Source organism: Nocardioidaceae bacterium SCSIO 66511 (genome assembly GCA_023100825.1).
GTDB lineage: Bacteria > Actinomycetota > Actinomycetes > Propionibacteriales > Nocardioidaceae > Solicola.
The window spans coordinates 3,364,965-3,384,148 of the sequence record CP095846.1; the positions used below are offsets into that span (position 1 = coordinate 3,364,965).

At 67.0% G+C, this 19,184-nt stretch carries 21 protein-coding genes; all 21 read right to left on the minus strand.

The genetic code is table 11. From position 1 onward, the window contains the following. Positions 1 to 3: 3 nt before the first annotated feature. The 21 genes from atpA to lysA all read right to left on the minus strand — a co-directional run bounded on the left by atpA (position 4) and on the right by lysA (position 19,184). The gene (gene atpA, locus MU582_15820; protein UPK73894.1) at positions 4 to 1,644 is read right to left on the minus strand and encodes a F0F1 ATP synthase subunit alpha; all 1,641 of its coding nucleotides are present in this window, start codon (positions 1,642 to 1,644) and stop codon (positions 4 to 6) included. Positions 1,645 to 1,701: 57 nt separating this feature from the next. Continuing rightward, positions 1,702 to 2,511, minus strand: a complete 810-nt coding sequence (locus MU582_15825; GenBank protein ID UPK73895.1) for a F0F1 ATP synthase subunit delta — start codon at positions 2,509 to 2,511, stop codon at positions 1,702 to 1,704. Continuing rightward, positions 2,511 to 3,059, minus strand: a complete 549-nt coding sequence (locus MU582_15830; GenBank protein UPK73896.1) for a F0F1 ATP synthase subunit B — start codon at positions 3,057 to 3,059, stop codon at positions 2,511 to 2,513. The genes MU582_15825 and MU582_15830 overlap by 1 nt, the downstream gene beginning before the upstream one ends. A gap of 50 nt (positions 3,060 to 3,109) precedes the next feature. Further along, complete coding sequence (gene atpE / locus MU582_15835; protein UPK77183.1) at positions 3,110 to 3,313, minus strand: ATP synthase F0 subunit C; 204 nt, start codon at positions 3,311 to 3,313, stop codon at positions 3,110 to 3,112. A 104-nt stretch (positions 3,314 to 3,417) separates the two neighbouring features. Next, on the minus strand, positions 3,418 to 4,203 hold the full coding sequence (gene atpB / locus MU582_15840; GenBank protein UPK73897.1) for a F0F1 ATP synthase subunit A: 786 nt from the start codon (positions 4,201 to 4,203) through the stop codon (positions 3,418 to 3,420). A 61-nt stretch (positions 4,204 to 4,264) separates the two neighbouring features. Continuing rightward, positions 4,265 to 4,474, minus strand: a complete 210-nt coding sequence (locus tag MU582_15845) for an AtpZ/AtpI family protein (protein UPK73898.1) — start codon at positions 4,472 to 4,474, stop codon at positions 4,265 to 4,267. Positions 4,475 to 4,504: 30 nt separating this feature from the next. Next, entirely contained in the window at positions 4,505 to 4,942 is a 438-nt protein-coding gene (locus tag MU582_15850; GenBank protein UPK73899.1) for a hypothetical protein, read from the minus strand. A 109-nt stretch (positions 4,943 to 5,051) separates the two neighbouring features. Further along, positions 5,052 to 6,179, minus strand: a complete 1,128-nt coding sequence (locus MU582_15855; GenBank protein ID UPK73900.1) for an undecaprenyl/decaprenyl-phosphate alpha-N-acetylglucosaminyl 1-phosphate transferase — start codon at positions 6,177 to 6,179, stop codon at positions 5,052 to 5,054. Positions 6,180 to 6,182: 3 nt separating this feature from the next. Beyond that, positions 6,183 to 6,830 carry an L-threonylcarbamoyladenylate synthase gene (locus tag MU582_15860; GenBank protein ID UPK73901.1) on the minus strand — a complete coding sequence of 216 codons (648 nt, stop codon included), beginning with the start codon at positions 6,828 to 6,830 and terminating at the stop codon, positions 6,183 to 6,185. A 6-nt stretch (positions 6,831 to 6,836) separates the two neighbouring features. Further along, positions 6,837 to 7,718, minus strand: a complete 882-nt coding sequence (gene prmC / locus MU582_15865) for a peptide chain release factor N(5)-glutamine methyltransferase (GenBank protein UPK73902.1) — start codon at positions 7,716 to 7,718, stop codon at positions 6,837 to 6,839. After that, positions 7,715 to 8,806 carry a peptide chain release factor 1 gene (gene prfA, locus MU582_15870; GenBank protein ID UPK73903.1) on the minus strand — a complete coding sequence of 364 codons (1,092 nt, stop codon included), beginning with the start codon at positions 8,804 to 8,806 and terminating at the stop codon, positions 7,715 to 7,717. The genes prmC and prfA overlap by 4 nt, the downstream gene beginning before the upstream one ends. Before the next feature lie 85 nt (positions 8,807 to 8,891). Then, entirely contained in the window at positions 8,892 to 9,098 is a 207-nt protein-coding gene (gene rpmE / locus MU582_15875; protein ID UPK73904.1) for a 50S ribosomal protein L31, read from the minus strand. Positions 9,099 to 9,226: 128 nt separating this feature from the next. Beyond that, positions 9,227 to 9,703 carry a glutathione peroxidase gene (locus tag MU582_15880; protein ID UPK73905.1) on the minus strand — a complete coding sequence of 159 codons (477 nt, stop codon included), beginning with the start codon at positions 9,701 to 9,703 and terminating at the stop codon, positions 9,227 to 9,229. Between the two features lie 31 nt (positions 9,704 to 9,734). Continuing rightward, the gene (locus MU582_15885) at positions 9,735 to 10,400 is read right to left on the minus strand and encodes a pentapeptide repeat-containing protein (GenBank protein ID UPK73906.1); all 666 of its coding nucleotides are present in this window, start codon (positions 10,398 to 10,400) and stop codon (positions 9,735 to 9,737) included. Between the two features lie 78 nt (positions 10,401 to 10,478). Then, entirely contained in the window at positions 10,479 to 12,248 is a 1,770-nt protein-coding gene (rho, locus tag MU582_15890; GenBank protein ID UPK77184.1) for a transcription termination factor Rho, read from the minus strand. Positions 12,249 to 12,701: 453 nt separating this feature from the next. Further along, positions 12,702 to 13,607, minus strand: a complete 906-nt coding sequence (gene thrB / locus MU582_15895) for a homoserine kinase (protein UPK73907.1) — start codon at positions 13,605 to 13,607, stop codon at positions 12,702 to 12,704. Then, positions 13,604 to 14,698 carry a threonine synthase gene (thrC, locus tag MU582_15900; protein UPK73908.1) on the minus strand — a complete coding sequence of 365 codons (1,095 nt, stop codon included), beginning with the start codon at positions 14,696 to 14,698 and terminating at the stop codon, positions 13,604 to 13,606. Before thrC ends, thrB begins: the two co-directional genes overlap by 4 nt. Then, on the minus strand, positions 14,695 to 16,011 hold the full coding sequence (locus tag MU582_15905; GenBank protein ID UPK73909.1) for a homoserine dehydrogenase: 1,317 nt from the start codon (positions 16,009 to 16,011) through the stop codon (positions 14,695 to 14,697). The genes thrC and MU582_15905 overlap by 4 nt, the downstream gene beginning before the upstream one ends. 67 nt (positions 16,012 to 16,078) lie before the next feature. After that, on the minus strand, positions 16,079 to 17,185 hold the full coding sequence (locus MU582_15910; GenBank protein UPK73910.1) for a hypothetical protein: 1,107 nt from the start codon (positions 17,183 to 17,185) through the stop codon (positions 16,079 to 16,081). Then, positions 17,182 to 17,706: a SigE family RNA polymerase sigma factor gene (locus tag MU582_15915; GenBank protein ID UPK73911.1), complete on the minus strand. Its 525-nt coding sequence runs from the start codon at positions 17,704 to 17,706 to the stop codon at positions 17,182 to 17,184. Before MU582_15915 ends, MU582_15910 begins: the two co-directional genes overlap by 4 nt. A 77-nt stretch (positions 17,707 to 17,783) precedes the next feature. Beyond that, complete coding sequence (lysA, locus tag MU582_15920; GenBank protein ID UPK77185.1) at positions 17,784 to 19,184, minus strand: diaminopimelate decarboxylase; 1,401 nt, start codon at positions 19,182 to 19,184, stop codon at positions 17,784 to 17,786.

Sequence of the window (19,184 nt, forward strand, 5' to 3'; positions counted from 1 at the left end):
TCGTCAGCCCCTCTTCTGCTTGACGATCTGCTCCTGCTCGACGTCGTCGTCCGCGAGTGCCTCGTGCTCTTCGCGACCAGCGCGGATCGTGCCGCCCTCGCTGGTCTCGAACTGGTCGAGGAACGAGTCGTACGCGCGGTCGACCGCCTCTGAGGTGTCGTCCTCGTACTTGCCCGACTCGCGGATCGTGTCGAGAATGCCGCCCTCGGAGCGCTTGACGTACTCGATGAACTCCTGCTCGAAGCGCAGCACGTCTTCGACCGGGACGATGTCGAGCTTGCCGGAGGTGCCGAGGTAGATCGAGAGCACCTGCTCCTCGACCGGGTACGGTGCGTACTGGCCCTGCTTGAACAGCTCCATCAGCCGCTGACCACGAGCCAGCTGCTGCTTCGACGCGGCGTCGAGGTCGGATGCGAACATCGCGAACGCCTCCATAGCGCGGAACTGCGCGAGGTCGACCTTCAGCGAACCCGACACCTTGCGCATCGACTTGTTCATCGCCGCACCGCCGACTCGCGACACCGAGATGCCGACGTCGACCGCGGGGCGCTGGTTGGAGTTGAACAGATCGGACTGCAAGAAGATCTGGCCGTCGGTGATCGAGATGACGTTGGTCGGAATGTACGCCGACACGTCGTTCGCCTTGGTCTCGACGATCGGCAGACCGGTCATCGAACCCGCACCGAGGTCGTCGGACAGCTTCGCGCAACGCTCCAGCAGCCGGCTGTGCAGGTAGAACACGTCGCCCGGGTACGCCTCGCGGCCCGGCGGGCGGCGCAGCAGCAGCGAAACGGCGCGGTAGGCCTCGGCCTGCTTGGACAGGTCGTCGAACACGATCAGCACGTGCTTGTTGTCGTACATCCAGTGCTGGCCGATGGCCGATCCGGTGTACGGAGCGAGGTACTTGAAGCCTGCGGAGTCGGACGCGGGCGCGGCCACGATCGTGGTGTACTCGAGCGCGCCGGCCTCCTCGAGAGCACCGCGGACGCTCGCGATCGTCGAGCCCTTCTGACCGATGCCGACGTAGATGCAGCGGACCTGCTTCTCGGGATCACCGCTGTCCCAGAACTCCTTCTGGTTGATGATCGTGTCGATCGCGATGGCGGTCTTACCGGTCTGGCGGTCGCCGATGATGAGCTGACGCTGGCCGCGGCCGATCGGCGTCATCGAGTCGATCGCCTTGATGCCGGTCATCAGCGGTTCGTTCACCGACTGACGCTGGACAACCGAGGGCGCCTGCAGCTCCAGCGCGCGGCGGCCGGTGGTCTCGATGTCACCGAGGCCGTCGATCGCCTGGCCGAGCGGGTTGACGACGCGACCGAGGTATCCGTCTCCGACGGGGACCGAAAGGACCTCGCCCGTGCGGCGGACCGACTGGCCCTCCTCGATCCCGGCGAAGTCACCGAGGATGACGACACCGATCTCGCGCGGCTCGAGGTTCAGCGCGAGACCGAGCGTGCCGTCCTCGAACTCGAGCAGCTCGTTGGCCATGGTCGAGGGCAGCCCCTCGACGATCGCAATGCCGTCCATCGCCTCCGCGACGACGCCGACCTCTTCGCTCTTGGTTGACTCCGGCTGGTAGTCGGCGACGAACGAAGCGAGTGCGTCGCGGATCTCCTCCGGACGGATCGTGAGCTCCGCCATTTCAGTGTTCCTGCCTTCTCATCGGTCTAGCAAATCTGGGTGGTGCGCGGGATCTGGTCAGCCCGCGATGCGCCGACGGGCGTCCTCGAGTCGACTCGAGACGGTGCCGTCGATGATGTCTTCGCCGACCTCTACGGCGACGCCTCCGACGACCGACGGGTCGACGACGACGTTGACGTGTACATCACGACCGTACTTGCGGCCGAGCGCCGTCGCCAACCGCTGCTTCTCCTGGTCGGACAGCGCGGCTGCGACACGGGCGGTCGCGACCAGACGGTTGCGACGTGACGCCGCGAACTCGGCGAACTCCGCCAGCGTTGCCTCGAACCCCTTGGCCCGAGCCACCGCCGCCTGGCGCGCCAGCGAAACGGTCGCCGGTGATGCCTTCTCGGCGAGCAGTCGGTCGACGAGCGTACGTTTCGGCCCCGCCGGAACACCGCGGTCGGTCAGCGCGGAACGCAGCTGCGCGTCGCTGACGACGACTCGGCCGAACCGGAACAGCTCGTCCTCGACCTCGTCGAGCCGACCGGCTTTGTCCGCACCGGCGACGTGCGCCGCCACTCCGGCTTGCTCCAGGGCGTCGGACATATCGCGCGTCGCACTCCAGCGGCTGCGTACGGCGGTGCCGATGACCTCGAGCGTCGCCGCGCCGAGGCGATCGCCGAGGATCCGGTGAACCAGACCCTCCTGCGCAGTCGTCTCGGTCGACGGATCGGTGAGGATCCGGCGTAGACCCGGCTCGGAGTCGAGCAGCGCGACGAACTCGAACAGCTCATCGCCCAGCCCGTGCGCATCGGCGCCGTTTTCGACCTGCTGGTCGACGGACTCGAGAACCGAGGTGAGCGCCTTCGCCGACACTCCGCGCATCAGCGAGCCCCTTCGCTGAGGCTCGCGTCGCCCTCGAGGTCTTCGATGAAGCGCTCGACCGTGCGACGCTGACGCGTCTCGTCCTCGAGCGACTCACCGACGATGCGCTCGGCGAGCGTCGTCGCGATCGTGCCGACCTCGCGGCGTACCTGCTGCAGCGCCTGCGACTTCTCCGCCTCGACCTGCAGATGCGCTGTCGAGGTGATTCGGTCTGCTTCGGCCTGCGCCTGCTCCCGCATCTCCGCGACGATCTGCGCACCCTGCTCGCGCGCCTCTTCACGGATGCGAGCCGCCTCGTGACGTGCCTCCGCGAGCTGCGAGTTGTACTTCTCGAGCGCGGCCTTGGCCTCCTCCTGCGCCTCCTTGGCTTCCTTCATCCCGCCTTCGATGGCCGACGTACGCTCCGCGTACGCCTTCTCGAAGTTCGGTACGACGAACTTCCAGATGAGCCCGACGAGGATGAGGAAGACGACGATGACGAGGATGAGCTCCGAGGCGTGCACCGCGAGGGGCTGCGGCTCTTCAGCCGCGAGCTGTGCCCCGCTCATAGCCTGGATTGTCATACCGTGGCCTGCCTTTTAGTTCAGATGGAGTCCGGTCACTCGGTGAGTGAACCGGTGAGGACGAACGCGAGCGCGATGCCGATGATGGCGAGCGCCTCGGCGAGAGCGAAGCCGAGAATCGCGATCGCCTGCAGTCGCGACTGTGCCTCCGGCTGGCGGGCGACACCGTTGATGTACGCGGCGAAGATCAGACCGATGCCGATACCTGGCCCAATGGCTGCCAGGCCGTACCCGATCATGTTGAGCGAGCCTCCCACGGCTTTTCCTTTCGTCGTGACGCTTGTGCGTCGGTGTTGAAACTTGTTGGGTCTGTGTGACTGTCAGGTCACAGCGGTGCTGTGACTCAGTGCTCGTCGGCGATCGCCCCGCCGACGTACATCGCGGTGAGAAGTGCGAAGACGTACGCCTGCAGGAACATCACCAGCAGCTCCAGGAAGCTGACTGCCAACGCCATCAGCAGCGACAGCACGCCGACCGGCGCGTACAGAGCTGAGCTGGCGTCGAAGATGAGGTACTCGCCGCCGAGTACAAAGAGCATCAGCAGCAGGTGGCCGGCGAACATGTTCGCGAACAGTCGCAGGCAGAGCGTGAACGGACGGACCAAGATGTTGGAGAAGAACTCCAGCGGGATGATCAGACCGAGGATGGGGCCCTTGACCCCGCCCGGGATCGTCTGCAGCTTGAAGTAGCCGCCGACCCCGTGTTTGGCGATACCGGCGCCGTTGTAGAGCAACCAGGTCAGCGCGGCGAGGCCGTACGCGAAACTCGCCCGGGAGAACGACGGGAACTGCAGGAACGGGAGCAGTCCGTACAAGTTGTTGATCAGGACGAAGAAGAAGAGTGCCGTGATGTACGGGACGAACTTGCGGAAGTGCTCCGAACCGATCGAGTCGCGGGTGATCGAGTTGCGGGTGAAGTTGTAGGCGTACTCGCCGACGAACTGCAGCTTGCTGGGAACGACCGCCGCACGACGCGAGGCGAGCCAGAAGAAGCCGAATACCAGGATCGCCGAGAGCACCAGCAGCATCATCGGCTTGGTGACGTCGCCGAAGACGGGCGGTAGTTCGAAGGCCCCCGGCCCTGGAGCCTGGAATCCCTCGGCAAGCACGGTATTGCTCGCGGTGGTCACACGATCACCTCGTTCGATGAGCGGTCGCTGTGGGCTAGCACGGGCGATCCGGTTATGGCCGTCAGTCTTCGGGATTGTTGCGCAGTGTGGCGAACACGGTGTAGATGCCGAGGGCAGCCCCGAGGACTACCCCGATCGCCACCATGAAAGACGTGCCCCACCATCGGTCGAGTAGGTACCCGATCGCTCCGTAGAAGAGGACGCCACCCCCGATCCGTCCAACGGCCGCCCATGGGTCGACCGAACGCCGTTCCGGCGAGGGTTCGCTCATTGCGCTCCGTACGGTAGCAGTCGGGCGACATCACGCCTCCCCCAGGTCGTAAAGAGGTTCGCGGTGACGTGTGGCGCCGACGATCTCGCCGACGGTCCAGGTCAGGGTGCACGCGATGATGGTGACGCCGAGTGCCGTGCGGTGGAACGGGTCGCCGACGAGATCGGCCGCGTTGAGCAGGATGAACGCCACGAAGAGGGCGACCACCTTGGCGCCGTACAGCGCGAGCGCGACCATCAGCACCAGGATCGGATCGGCGGCCCGCGTCGTGCCGAGCACGACCAGGCTCAGACCGAAGAACGCGAAGACGAGTGCGGCGCCGAGCAGTGACCCCCACAGACCGGTGAGCCCGGCCGAGAGTGCACTCACCGCGACGGCCACGATCGCGACGGCGCCGGTCGGCACGAATGCCCCCCGGAACATCGCACCGGCGGTGGTGTCGCCGAGTGGCTTCGCGGTCGTCATCATTGGCGGCCGTCCTGTACGGGTCGGGCGGTCTGTCGTGGGTGGTGAATGGTGCTTGTGAAAACTAGCACAAGGTGTTCTGCGGTAGCAAAACGGGGTCTGGCCTGCGCGTTCAGGGCGCGGGCTCCTGGCGCAAGCGGGGCAGCAGCAACGCGACTCCCAGCGTCACGACGGCGAGGATCGAGATGCCGAGAACCGACTGCCAACCGGCGAACAGACTCAGGATGACCGTGCCGAAAGCGACCAGCGCCGCGACCATGTACATGATGAGGACCGCGCGCCGCTGGGAGTGCCCGATCTCGAGTAGCCGGTGGTGCAGGTGCATCTTGTCGGGGCTGAACGGCGAGCGGCCCGCGCGCGTACGCCGGACGACGGCCATCACCAGGTCGAGCAGCGGTACGAGCAGAATCGTGAACGGGAGCAGCAACGGCAGCAACGCGGCCTGGAAGCCGGCCTGCGCGTTGCCGACGCCCTGGGAGACGTTGGTCTGCGGGAACTGTCCGACGAGGGTGACCGCCGAGCACGCGAGCACCAGGCCGAGCAGCATCGACCCCGAGTCGCCGATGAACATCCGAGCCGGGAAGAAGTTGTGCGGGAGCATGCCGACGCACGCGCCGGCGAGGGCCGCGGACAACAGTGCTGCCGCGATCGCACGCGGCTGGTTGTTCTCGACGGCGAGGATGAACGCATAGACGAAGAACGCCCCGGCGCCGATCGCGATCACGCCGACGGCGAGTCCGTCGAGCCCGTCGATGAAGTTCACGGCGTTGGCGGTGAGGACGATCCAGAAGACGGTGAAGATGATCACCTGGATCGGATCGATGCCCTGCATGCCGCTGTTCGGCAGGGGGATCCAGAGGAACTGCACGCCCATCGCGACCACGATGACCGCCGAGAGGACCTGCCCCGCGAACTTGCTCAGCGCATCGAGCTCGAACAGGTCGTCGACGACGCCGACGAGACAGATGCACGTACCGCCGACGAGCACCGCCAGCGCCGGGTCGAAGACCTGCTCGTCCTGTGCGAGCGAGAGGAACGGGAGGTTTCGGGCGACGAGGTACGCGGCCCAGAGACCGCCGAGCATCGCGACACCGCCGAAGTACGGGATCGGGATCGCATGCACGTCACGATCGCGTACGCGCGCAACGGCGTTGAACCGCAAAGCGAGTTCGCGCGCGGCGACGCCGAGCAGGTACGTCACCGCCACCGCGGCGACGAACACCATCAGATACTCACGCATGGGTCAGGACACGACCGTCACATGCTCGTTGAACTCCTTGAGCCGCTCCAGCGGGATCGCACCCTCCCGCAGCACCCGTGGGTCGGGTCCGGTGACGTCGACGATGGTCGACGGCGCCGAGTCGTCGCAGATGCCGCCGTCGAGATAGACCTCGACGCTGTCGCCGAGCATCTCCTCCGCGGCATCCACATCTGTCGCCGCGTCATCGCCATGCGTGTTGGCGCTGCTGACTGCCAGCGGGCCCGTCTGCTTGAGCAGTGCGAGCGCGTACTCGTTGTCCGGCATCCGTACGGCGACCGTCTCGCGGTTGTCGCCGAGATCCCATGCCAGCGAGGACTGCTGGCGGCACACCAGGGTCAACGCGCCCGGCCAGAGCTCGGCGACCATGTCGCGCGCGTACCCCGGGATGTTCGTCGCCAACGCGTCGAGCGTCGTCGCCGCCGCGACGAGTACAGGCGGCGGCATATCGCGACCGCGGCCCTTGGCGCGCAGCAGCCTGCGTACAGCCGCCGGCTCGAACGCGTCTGCGGCGATGCCGTACACGGTGTCGGTAGGTAGTACGACGAGGTGCTCGGACTGGAGCGCCGCCTTGGCCTCCCGCAGACCGTCGCTGAGCTGATCGGCATCCGAGCACAGGTATCGCTTCGTCACGAGGATCTATCGTGCCATGTGCTGCTGAGCGTCGGATGCAGGCTCAGCCGACGAGCGGCGGGCGGTGAGGTAGCGCGGTCGGCCAGCGAGGTCCGGGTTGTCGCGTACGTCCGACCAGCGACCCGCGGCGGCGAAGACCTCGGGCGCGGACTCCCCCTGTACGTCGGCGTGCTCGACCCCGACTACACCTCCGGCACGAAGCAGACGGTACGCAACGCGCTCAATGACCCGGATGGTGTCAAGGCCGTCCTCGCCCGACCACAGGGCGAGATCGGGGTCGTGGTCGCGGGCTTCGGCGGCAACGCTTTCGTACGCCTCGAGCGGGATGTACGGCGGGTTGGCGACCACCACGTCGACGGTGCCGTCGAGATCTGGGAACGCATCGGCGACGTCGCCACAGCGCAGGTCGACTCCCGATCGGGCGAGGTTGCGTTCGGCGTACGAGACGGCGTCGCGGTCCAGCTCGACGGCATGGACCTGCGCCGACGGGACCTCGTCGGCGACGGATGCGGCGATGGCACCCGATCCTGTGCACAGGTCGACGACCACAGGTGCCGCCAGCGCCGCGGCAGAGTCGATCGCCCACCCGGCAAGCGACTCGGTCTCTGGCCGCGGCACGAATACGCCGGGGCCGACGGCGAGCTCGATATGGCGGAAGTAGCTGACCCCGGTCAGATGCTGCAGCGGAACGCGCTCCGCGCGACGGCTCACCAGCTCGTCGTACGCCGCCATCTGCTCCACGGACGGATCGCCCGCGAAGCGCACCGACGCGCGCGACACGTCGAGAACATGCGCCAGCAGTAGCTCCGCGTCGACCCGCGGCGACGGCACGCCGGCCGCCGAGAGTCGCTCTGCGGCCGACGTGAGCAGATCGGCCGCCGAGGTCACGAGGCGTCCGTCGCGCCGGACTCGACCGCGGACAGCCGAGCCTGCATATCGGCGTCGACACACGCGCCGATCACATCGTCGAGGGCGCCGTTCATCACCTGGTCGAGGTTGTATGCCTTGAATCCGACCCGATGGTCGGAGATGCGGTTCTCGGGGAAGTTGTACGTACGAATCCGCTCGGATCGGTCGACGGTGCGTACCTGCGACCGCCTCGCATCGGAGGCCTGCGCGTCGGCTTCGTCCTGCGCGGCCTGGAGCAGCCGCGAGCGCAGCACTCGCAAGGCCTGCTCCTTGTTCTGGAGCTGGCTCTTCTCGTTCTGCATGCTGACGACGATTCCCGTCGGCAGGTGGGTGATACGTACCGCCGAGTCGGTGGTGTTGACGCTCTGCCCGCCCGGGCCGGACGAACGGTAGACGTCGATGCGCAGGTCATTGTCGTGGATCTCGACATCGATCGCTTCGGCCTCGGGGAGCACCAGCACCCCGGCGGCCGACGTGTGCACCCGCCCCTGCGACTCGGTGACCGGCACCCGCTGCACGCGGTGCACACCGCCCTCGAACTTCAGCAACGAGTACGGTGCCTCCCCCGGCTCGGGTGTGCCCTTCGCCTTGACCGCGAGCGTCACGGACTTGAAGCCGCCGAGGTCGGACTCCGTCGAGTCGAGCACTTCGGTCTTCCAGCCGCGGTTCTCTGCGTACCGGGTGTACATCCGGAACAGATCACCGGCGAACAATGCCGACTCCTCGCCGCCCTCGCCGGCCTTGATCTCCAGGATGGTGTCCTTCGAGTCGGCGGCATCGCGGGGTACGAGCAGCCGTCGCAGACGCTCGGCGAGCTCGTCGCGCTGCTCGTCCAGCGACTCTGCCTCGGCCGCGAATGCGGGATCGTCGGCGCTCAGCTCGCGCGCAGCCTCGGCGTCGTCACCCGCGCGCTGCCACTCGCGGTAAGTCCGCACGATCGAACTGACTTCGGCGTATCGCTGCCCGAGTCGCTTCGCCGTCGCGGGATCGGAGTGCACATCGGGCTCCGCGAGCCGGCGTTCGAGGTCCGTCTGCTCAGCGACCAGCGATTCGACTGCCTCGAACATCGATACTCCTCAGGCTGCGGATCCGAACATGACGACGGCGCCGACCCGCGAGCGCGAGGCTCGCCGGGTCGGCGCCGGAACGCAGCTACTTCTTCGCGTACCGCTTCTCGAAGCGGGCGACGCGACCACCGGTGTCGAGAATCTTCTGCTTGCCGGTGTAGAACGGGTGGCACTGCGAGCACACATCGGCGTGCATGGCGCCGTCGGACTTGGTGCTGCGCGTGGTGAACGAGTTGCCACAAGTACAGGTGACCTGGGTCAGCACGTACTCGGGATGGATGTCGCGCTTCATGGGTTTCCTCTCAGACGTCGTGCCCTGGGTCGCCTCCGGATGGAGCCGTGAACCAGGACCGTCGGCCAGTCTCTCACTGACGTCGTGCACAACGCCAATCGAGGGTGCGGTATTCCGGACGGTCCGGCCTAGAGCAGTGCCTCGATATCGCCCGCGAGCTTGTCCGGTTTCGTCGCCGGCGCGTACCGCTTGACGACGTTGCCCTCGCGGTCGACCAGGAACTTGGTGAAGTTCCACTTGATCCGATCGCCGAGTACGCCGCCTTGCTCGCCCTTCAACCAGCGATACAGCGGATGCGCGTCGTCGCCGTTGACGTCGACCTTCGCGAACATCGGGAACGTCACGTCGTACGTCGTGGAGCAGAAGTTCGCGATCTCGGTCTCATCGCCCGGCTCCTGGCTGTTGAACTGGTTGCACGGGAAGCCGAGCACGACGAACCCGCGCTCGGCGTACGTGCGATAGAGCTCCTCGAGGCCCTCGTACTGCGGCGTGAACCCGCATTTGGAGGCGGTGTTGACGACGAGCAGCACCTTGCCGCGGTAGTCGTCGAGGGCTTGCTGCGCCCCGTCGATACCGGTGGCCTCGAAGTCGTACGCGGTGGTCATCGCTGCTCCTCGCCTCGCCAGGACCTGAAGTCTACTCAGGCACCGAAGACCGCGAGCTGGCGATGGTGATGCCGAGCGCCTCCGCCAACTGATGGCTCAGACCGATCAGATCGAGCGGATCGATGGTGGCTCCTGCAAGGCTGGTCACACCGCCGATACCGTCGAGAGTGCACGCCTCGAAACGCACCCGGTCGAGGCGCACCTCGCGGAACTCCGCCCCCGTCAGATCGCAGTCGACGAACCGAACGTCGCTCATCGAGGCCGACCCGAAATCGGCTTCGGACACCTTGCAGCCCTCGAAGACGGCCTTGCGCACCTTCGCGAATCGCCAGTTGGACAGATCGAGCGCACAGCCGGTGAAGCGGAGGTTCTGCAACGTGCAGGCCGAGACGTCGAGGCCCGTGAGCCGGCTGCGTGTCACCGCCATGCGCTGCCAACCGCAGTCGACGAACACGGCGTTGCCGAGATCGGACTCGTCGACGACACAGTCGCTGAACACGCACCGTCGCCAGCGCGTCGTCGCCCAGCGACTGGAGTGGACTCGGCACTCGCCGAGATCGGTCAGCTCGAACTCGGCCGCGCCGAGGTCGACGCCGGAGTACGAAGACCGCTCCACGGCCGTATCGGTGTGCAGTGACTCGGCAACGGCCAGGTCATCGGGGAGCTTGGGCGAGGCAGGCGCGCGTACTTCGGTCACGGGCGAAAACTAGACGATGCCTCCGACAGCATGGCTGTCGGAGGCATCGTCACGCGAAGCAATTCGCTGTTGGCGTGCTCAGTCGTCGCCGTTGCCGTTGCGCCGGCCGTTCGCAACCGGAGTCGTCTTGTTGACCTGCATCAGGAACTCGACGTTGCTCTTGGTGTTCTTGAGCTTCTCCAGCATCAGCTCGAGCGCCTGCTGGCCGTCGAGGCCCGACAGCACCCGGCGGAGCTTCCAGACGACCGACAGCTCCTCCTTGCTCATCAGCAGCTCCTCGCGGCGCGTACCGGAGGCGTCGACGTCGATGGCCGGGAAGATGCGCTTGTCGGCGAACTCCCGCCGCAGCCGGAGCTCCATGTTGCCGGTGCCCTTGAACTCCTCGAAGATGACCTCGTCCATCTTCGAGCCGGTTTCCACCAGCGCCGAGGCGAGGATGGTCAGCGAACCGCCGTCCTCGATGTTGCGGGCGGCGCCGAAGAACCGCTTCGGCGGGTACAGCGCCGACGAGTCGACGCCACCGGACAGGATTCGCCCGCTTGCGGGCGCCGCGAGGTTGTACGCGCGGCCGAGGCGGGTGATCGAGTCGAGCAGCACGACGACGTCGTGGCCGAGCTCGACGAGCCTCTTCGCGCGCTCGATCGCCAGCTCCGCGACCGTCGTGTGGTCGTCGGCAGGCCGGTCGAACGTCGAGGCGATGACCTCGCCGTTGACGGTGCGCTGCATGTCCGTGACTTCTTCTGGCCGCTCGTCGACGAGCACGACCATCAGATGGCACTCGGGGTTGTTGGTGGTGATCGCGTTCGCGATCGACTGCATGATCATCGTCTTACCGGCCTTGGGCGGCGAGACGATGAGACCACGCTGACCCTTGCCGATCGGCGCGACGATGTCGATGATGCGAGTCGTGTATGCCGATGCCTCGGTTTCGAGACGGAGGCGCTCCGAGGCGTACAGCGGCGTGAGCTTGGAGAAGTCGACGCGCTTCTTCGCCTCCTCGACCTCCATACCGTTGATCGACTCGATGCGTACGAGCGGGTTGAACTTCTCCTTGCGCTCGCCTTCGCGGGTCTGGCGTACCTGGCCGACGATCGCATCGCCCTTGCGCAAGCCCCATTTGCGGACCATCGACAGCGATACGTACACGTCGTTCGGACCGGGGAGGTAGCCGCTGGTACGCACGAACGCGTAGTTGTCGAGCACGTCGAGGATGCCCGCGGCGGGGATCAGGACGTCGTCCTCGTTGACAGTCGGCTCGGACTCCGGGCCACGACGGTCGCGTCCGCGGTTGCGGTTGCGGCTGCGGCGACGACGCCCGCCGCTCTCGTTACGGTCGTTGCGCTGGTCGTTGCCGCGCTGCTGGTCGTTGCGCTGGTCATTGCCGCGCTGCTGATCGCGCTTCTGCTCGTCGCGCTTGTCGTCCTGCTTCTGATCGGAGCGCTCGTCCTTGGCGCCCGAGCCGTCGGACGTACGGTCGTCGCGCTTGTCGTCGCGCTTCTGCTCGTCCCGCTTGTCGGTGCGCTCGTCCTTGGCGCCCGCGCGATCGGACTTGCGGTCGTCTCGCTTGTCGTCCTGCTTCTTGGAGCCGGAGCGGTCGCCGCCCTTGCGGGATGCGCCCTGGTCCTGCTGTTCATCACTCGCCGGTGCCTTGTCGCTCGCCGGCGGGGCGTCGATCGGCAACGTCGCAGGCTCCTCGCCTGCCGCGGACTTGGCCGTCGCCGCGGCGACGGGCTGAGCAGAACCACCCTGCTGTGCGGCCTGGATGGCCTCGATCAGGGCGCTCTTGCGCATCCGGCCAGTGCCCTTGATGCCAAGGCCGCTGGCGATCTGCTGCAGCTCGGCGATCACCTTGCCGTTGAGTCCCCCTCCGCTGCGACGGCGAGGTGCCGACGATGCCGCTTCTGCGGCCTCGGCACCGGAATCGCCGGCGTCAGGGGTGAAAGTCTGTGTGTCTGACACGTGAGGTCCTTCCCACGTTCGGTCGGGAGCGGTAACCAGTGACCGTCCCGAGTCCTGGACGCGTACCGGGATATCCGTGTACGCGGACTCGTCCGCATCTGGCAGACGAGGTTTACGAAAACGGTGGATTCTCCGCACGTCGTACGAGCCGCACCGCGGCACCGGTGGCCCAAGATTTCACACCAGAGCGCCCGGGAACCCTCACAACGTGGTGGGAGATGAGTGGCCGAAGCGGCAGGGCTCGAGGGCCCGGTCCGGATTCGGACCACTGCCGAAGACTCTAACACCCACGGTGGTCCAGATGTTCCCACAGGGGGTAACGACTCGCCGATTCGTCATCCTTCAGACAGGGATCGGATGTGCACCCGAATTGCTCGCCTCCAGTCCACGTGCCAGCCACCCCGTCGGACACCGCGCCATCAGGGTGTCGGTATCGGCCGCATCTCCCGCGAATGCCAGCACGGTCGGCCCCGCACCGGAGATCACGGCGGGGACCTCCGTATCGCGCAGCTCGGACATGAACTCGAACGACTCCGCCATCACCGGAGAGCGGTACGCCTGGTGTAGCTCGTCCTGGGTCGCGGCAAGGAGCAGGTTGCGACGCCCACCGAGTGCAGCGACGAGCAATGCCGCGCGGCCGGTGTTGCGGGCCGCGTCCGCATGCGGGACGTCGCTCGGCAGCAGCTCGCGCGCATCACCGGTTGCGACCTCGTACGGGGGTACGAACACCACGACGGAGGCCTCCACCGGAATGTGCACGGCGTCGACAACATCAAGGTCGGTCCACGCGATCACGAGCCCGCCGAGAAGCGCCGCGGCGACGTTATCGGGATGGCCCTCCAACCGGGTCGCGAGCCGCAGCGCCTCGGAGTCGGGCAACAGCTGCGCACCACCTTCGACCAACTCGCGGGCCGCGACGATGCCACCGACGATCGCCGCCGAAGACGAGCCCATCCCACGTGCATGGGGAATGCGGTTGACGCAGCGAAGGCGCAAACCAGGCGGCCGGTCGCCCATCGCGTCGAAGGCAGCCAGCATGGCCACCGCGACCAGATGACGTTCATCGGTCGGCAGGTCTGCCGCCCCTACCCCGTCGACCTCGACGTGAACACCGGCGTCGGTCGTTTCCGCAGTGATCTCGTCGCCGTAGGCCAGAGCCAGCGCCATCGCGTCGTACCCGGGCCCGAGGTTCGCACTCGTGGCCGGCGACGCGATTCTGACCGGACGCGACGAGAAGCGAAGGCTCATGTCAGTCCGGCCGCCTCGGCAGCGGAGCGTACGTCTGCGTCGACGACCTCATCGACGATCGGTCCGCGACCCGAGAGTGCCGTATCGATGTCCTTGAGTCCGTGCCCGGTGACTGTCACTACGACCCGCTGGCCGGCGTCGAGCCGACCGTCGTCAGCGGCGGCGAGGAGCCCCGCGACGCCGGCCGCCGAGCCAGGCTCGATGAACACGCCGTCGCGCGACGCGAGGTCGCGCTGTGCCTGCAGGATCTGCTGATCCGTGACGGCGTCGATGCGGCCAGCCGACTCGTCACGCGCATTGACCGCAAGGTCCCACGACGCCGGGTTGCCGACGCGGATCGCCGTTGCGACCGTGTCGGGGTCGGACACCGGCTCTCCGCGAACGATCGGCGCCGCGCCCTCGGCTTGGAACCCCCAGAGCCGCGGGCTGTGCGTGGACGCGCCCGCGCGCGCGTACTCGGTGTAGCCGAGCCAGTATGCCGAGATGTTGCCCGCGTTGCCGACCGGCATCACGTGGATGTCGGGCGCGTCACCGAGCGCGTCGACGATCTCGAACGATGCCGTCTTCTGGCCCTCCAAGCGCATGCGGTTGACGGAGTTCACGAGGGCAACCGGGTACTCGTCGGCCAGGCCACGGGCGGTCGTGAGGCAGTCGTCGAACCCGCCGCGTACCTGGATGACCTGCGCGCCGTGCATCAGTGCCTGCGCCATCTTGCCGGCCGCGATGCGTCCGTGTGGGACGAGGACGAGCGGGCTGAGCCGCGCGCGCGACGCGTATGCCGCCATCGACGCCGAGGTGTTGCCCGTCGACGCACAGACGACCGCACGCGCTCCGGACTCGGCCGCCTTCGTGATCGCGACGGTCATACCGCGGTCCTTGAACGAGCCGGTCGGATTGTCGCCCTCGACCTTGAGTCGCACCTCGCAGCCCGTGCGCTCGGACAGCCAGCCGGCGTCTACGAGCGGGGTGCCGCCCTCGCGCAACGTCACTGCCGGCGTATCTGCGGAGACCGGCAGCCAGTCCCGGTACTCCTCGATCACCCCGCGCCACTGGTGCGTACGGCGCGCCGTCGAACCATCGGTCATGGTCATCGCGGACCTCCCTCTACGCGCATCACGGAGGAGACATCGCGGACCATCGCGAGATCGCGTAGCCCGCGCACGGTCGTCGAAAGCGCGGCGTCTTCGGCTTCATGAGTCACGACGACGAGCTGCGCATCATCGCCGCGGCCCTCCTGACGAACGGTCTTGATCGACACACCATGCTCGGCGAAGGCATGTGCGACCGTTGCGAGTACGCCCGGCTTGTCGTCGACGTCGATCGAGATGTGGTAGCGAGTGCGTGCCCTGCCCACGTCGAGTACCTCGGCGCTCGCATGCATCGACTCCGCAGGTCCGCGTACGCCCTGCAACCGGTGGCGAGCAACCGCCATCAGATCGCCGAGCACCGCGCTCGCCGTTGGCGCCCCGCCTGCTCCAGGACCGTAGAACATCAACTCGCCGGCCGACTCGCTCTCGACGAACACCGCGTTGTACGCCTCGCGCACACTGGCGAGTGGATGGGTGTCGGGGATCATCACCGGGTGCACCCGTGCCGACACCGCCGATCCGGTAGGCGTGTCGATCCGATCGCAGATGGCGAGCAGCTTGACCACACATCCCATCTCGGCGGCTGCGCGTACATCTGCTGCCGAGACCTCGGTGATGCCCTCACGGTGCACATCGGCGATCGTCACTCGGGTGTGGAACGCGAGGCTGGCGAGAATCGCCGCCTTGGCCGCCGCGTCGAAGCCTTCGATGTCTGCCGTCGGGTCGGCCTCGGCGTACCCGAGCTCCTGCGCCTTGTCGAGCGCATCGGAGAAGCCGGCGCCGGTCGTCGTCATGGCGTCGAGGACGTAGTTGGTGGTGCCGTTGACGATGCCGAGCACGCGGTTGACGTGGTCACCGACAAGTGAGTCGCGCAACGGACGCACGATCGGGATCGCACCCGCGACCGCGGCCTCGTAGTACAGGTCGCGCTCGGCGGCGGTTGCGGCCTCTGCAAGCGTCTCGCCGTCTTCGGCGAGCAACGCCTTGTTGGCGGTGACGACAGACTTGCCGGCGGCCAGCGCCGCGAGGATGAGCTCGCGCGCAGGCTCGATGCCGCCGATCACCTCGACCACTACGTCGACGTCGTCGCGAGTGACGAGCTCATGCGCGTCAGTCGTCACCAGGCCGGGGTCGAGCTCGACACCGCGCTCGCGGTCGAGGCGGCGTACGGCGACGCCCGCGAGCTCGAGCCGCGCACCAATACGCTGCTCGAGCTCGTCGGCATCGCGCAACAGGATCCGCGCAACGTCGGATCCGACGTTGCCGCACCCGAGAAGCGCTACCCGGAGGACAGGCCGACCATTGTGGGAAGTCACCCCGACAGCCTATCGACGCGACGCTGCCCCGCGACCACCGGTTTGGGATGCGGGACGCGGCCCCGACCTAATGGAAGACGTCCTCCCCGATCGGGACCTTCACATCCCCAGGCAGAGCGTCCGCGGCGAGTTCACACTTCCCGGACGGCACCTCGCAGCGCAGCAGGGAGATCTGCAGGTCTCCCGAGGGGCCCGCATTTTCGCGCAGTCCCATCATCGCAACGGTGTCATCGTCCAGCCATCGGCTCACCAGTAGGTCGTCGTACCCCTGGGCGTCGAAGTCGATCCGCTCGACGGTTCGAGTGTCGTAGACGTGTTCCGTCGCCGGGCCTCCCGCGACGTACGTCGCTCCTGGCGACAGTGAGTGGGCAAACTCGACCGTACGCGGCCTGGTCGCCATCGGGTCGCGGCTGATCACCGTGCCTCGCGGGACGGTTCGATCGAGGTCGTACCCGGCGTCGAGTTGTCGCAGGATCAAGCCGTCTTCGACGTCACCGATGTGGTAGGTCTCGGGTATTCCGCCGCGCAGGCGCGCGACCTCGCCGCTCGTGGCGTCGATCTGTTTCAACTGCCGGCCGTCGGTGACGTACACGTCGGAGCCGTCGACGGCGGCGACTCGGGCGTCATCGGCTCGGCGCGCATCCAGTGGTACCCGAGCCACCTCGGCGCCTGAGGAGGTGTCGAACACGACGGCGTCCTCGGTACCCGAACTGTCGGCGGTCCACGCCACGTACGAACCGGCTTCGTCCGCACGTAGTTTGCCGACCCCGTGATCGAGGGTGCCGACGGCCGAACCGTCGGCGAAGTATGCGGTCCCCTCAGAATCGGTGAACACAAAGCCGTCATCGGTTTGCACGAAGGCCTCGATGTCCTTGCCCACGTCGATCGTCGTATCGCCGTAGTGGATCGTCGACCCGGCCGCGTACGTCACCTTGCGCTCCGCGAAAGCGTCCTGGTGCGAGTATTCCGGAGGGTTAGCCCCCTCAGATGTACCGGCGATTTGTACGGCGCCGACGCCGACTATCGCGCAGATCGCCGCGGCGCCCGCGACGACCAGCGCACCGCGCCGCTTTCGGCGACGGTCACCCGTCTTCATCACGGCCTCGAAGTCGACCATCGGGCGACCGACGTCGTCGGCGCGTTCGCGCAAAGTGTCGCTCAGTAGCTCGGTCATGTTGTCTTCACCTCCGGCTTCGCAGGCACAGCGTCGCGACCGATCCGCATACGCAGGCGGTCCAACCCCCGCGATACCTGACTCTTGGCAGTGCCCTCGGCACAGTTCATGGCTTCGGCAATCTCGCTGTACGTGCAGTCCTCGTAGAAGCGGAGAACGATCGCGGCGCGTTGCTTGCTCGGCAAGATCTGCAGCTCGCCCCACATCCAGGCACGATCGACCACATCGTCACCGTGCGTACTTCCGCCGGACTCCGGCACGTCGTCGCGCGGCTTCTCCGCCGACCAACCCTTACGCCGCCACCACGAGATGGCGGTTCGAGTGAGCGTCTTGCGTGCGTACGCCTCGAGTCGATGCCGGTCGCGCAGCCGAGGCATCGCGACATAGGTCTTTGTCAGCGACTCCTGTAGGAGGTCCTCGGCAAGTTGCCGGTCACCCAGCAACAGATACGCATAACGGAGCAACGCAGCCGAGCGCGCCGAGGCAAACTCAACGAACGCTTCGCGGTCGTCTGCCTTCACAACTCGTCCCTTCCGGCGTGAACCCCGGTGGTCCGCACCTACCCCCTAGAGGCGGTGAGTGCGCAAGAAGGTTGAGTTCAGTAGCCGACGTCGAGCGCGAGCATCTCGTCTTCGGTCTCGCGACGTAGCATCAACCGGGCCTCGCCGTCGCGTACGGCGACGACCGCGGCCTTCGGCACATGGTTGTAGTTGCTCGCCATGGAGCGGCAGTACGCACCGGTGCCCGGCACGGCAATGAGGTCACCGACCGCCAGATCGCCGGGCAGGAACTCGTCTTTGACGATGATGTCGCCCGACTCGCAGTGTTTGCCGACGACGCGCGTGAGCGTTGGTTCGACCTCGGAGCGGCGCGAAGCGAGTGTGCACGAGTAGTCGGCGTCGTACAGCGCGGTACGAATGTTGTCACTCATGCCGCCGTCGACCGATACGTACGTGCGGGTCGCGCCGCCGTCGAGGGCGACCGGCTTGACCGTGCCGACCTCGTAGAGGGTGAACGTCGACGGGCCGGCGATCGCACGACCCGGCTCGATCGACAGCTTCGGCATTGCGACCCCGAGCGCCCCGCACTCGTAGGCGACGATCTCACGCATCCCCGCCGCGAGCTGTGCTGGTGTCGAGGGGTCGTCCTGCGTGGTGTAGGCGATACCGAAGCCGCCGCCGAGGTCGAGCTCGGGCGGGGTGTAGCCGCATTCCTTGATGATCTGCGCGTGCAGCCCGACGACCCGTCGCGCCGCGACCTCGAAGCCGGACGTGTCGAAGATCTGCGAGCCGATGTGCGAGTGCACGCCGCGGAACTCCATGCTCGGCTCGTCGACGATGCGACGGACTGCCTCGAGCGCCTCGCCCTCGGTGATCGAAAGGCCGAACTTCTGGTCCTCGTGCGCGGTCGCGATGTACTCGTGTGTGTGCGCCTCTACTCCGGCGGTCACCCGCACCATGACGCGCGCCGTCACTCCGAGCTCGGTCGCGATCTCGACGATGCGGTCGATCTCGTCGTGCGAGTCGACGATGATCCGGCCGACGCCCGCATCGAGCGCGCGTACGAGCTCACGACGCGACTTGTTATTGCCGTGTAGGCCGATGTCGGCCGCAGGAACACCGGCGCGGAGTGCCACCGCGAGCTCGCCGCCTGTGCAGACGTCGAGACGTAGGCCTTCCTCATGCACCCACCGCGCTGTCGTCGTGCACAGGAACGCCTTGCCCGCGTAGTAGACGTCCCAGCCGACGAACGCCTCGCGGAACGCCCGGGCGCGGCTACGGAAGTCGTGCTCATCGACGACGTAGGTAGGTGTGCCGTACTCGCGTGCGATGTCGAGCATCGAGACGCCGCCTGCAGTGAGTACGCCGTCGACCTTGCGTACCGTCGCCGGCCACAGCTGTGGCACCAACTCGTTGGGATCCTCTGGAAGATCGAGCCACGCCGGCCCGCGTGAGCCGGCCTGGCCGTGCAGGGCTCCTGCCTCATGTGCGCGCATCAG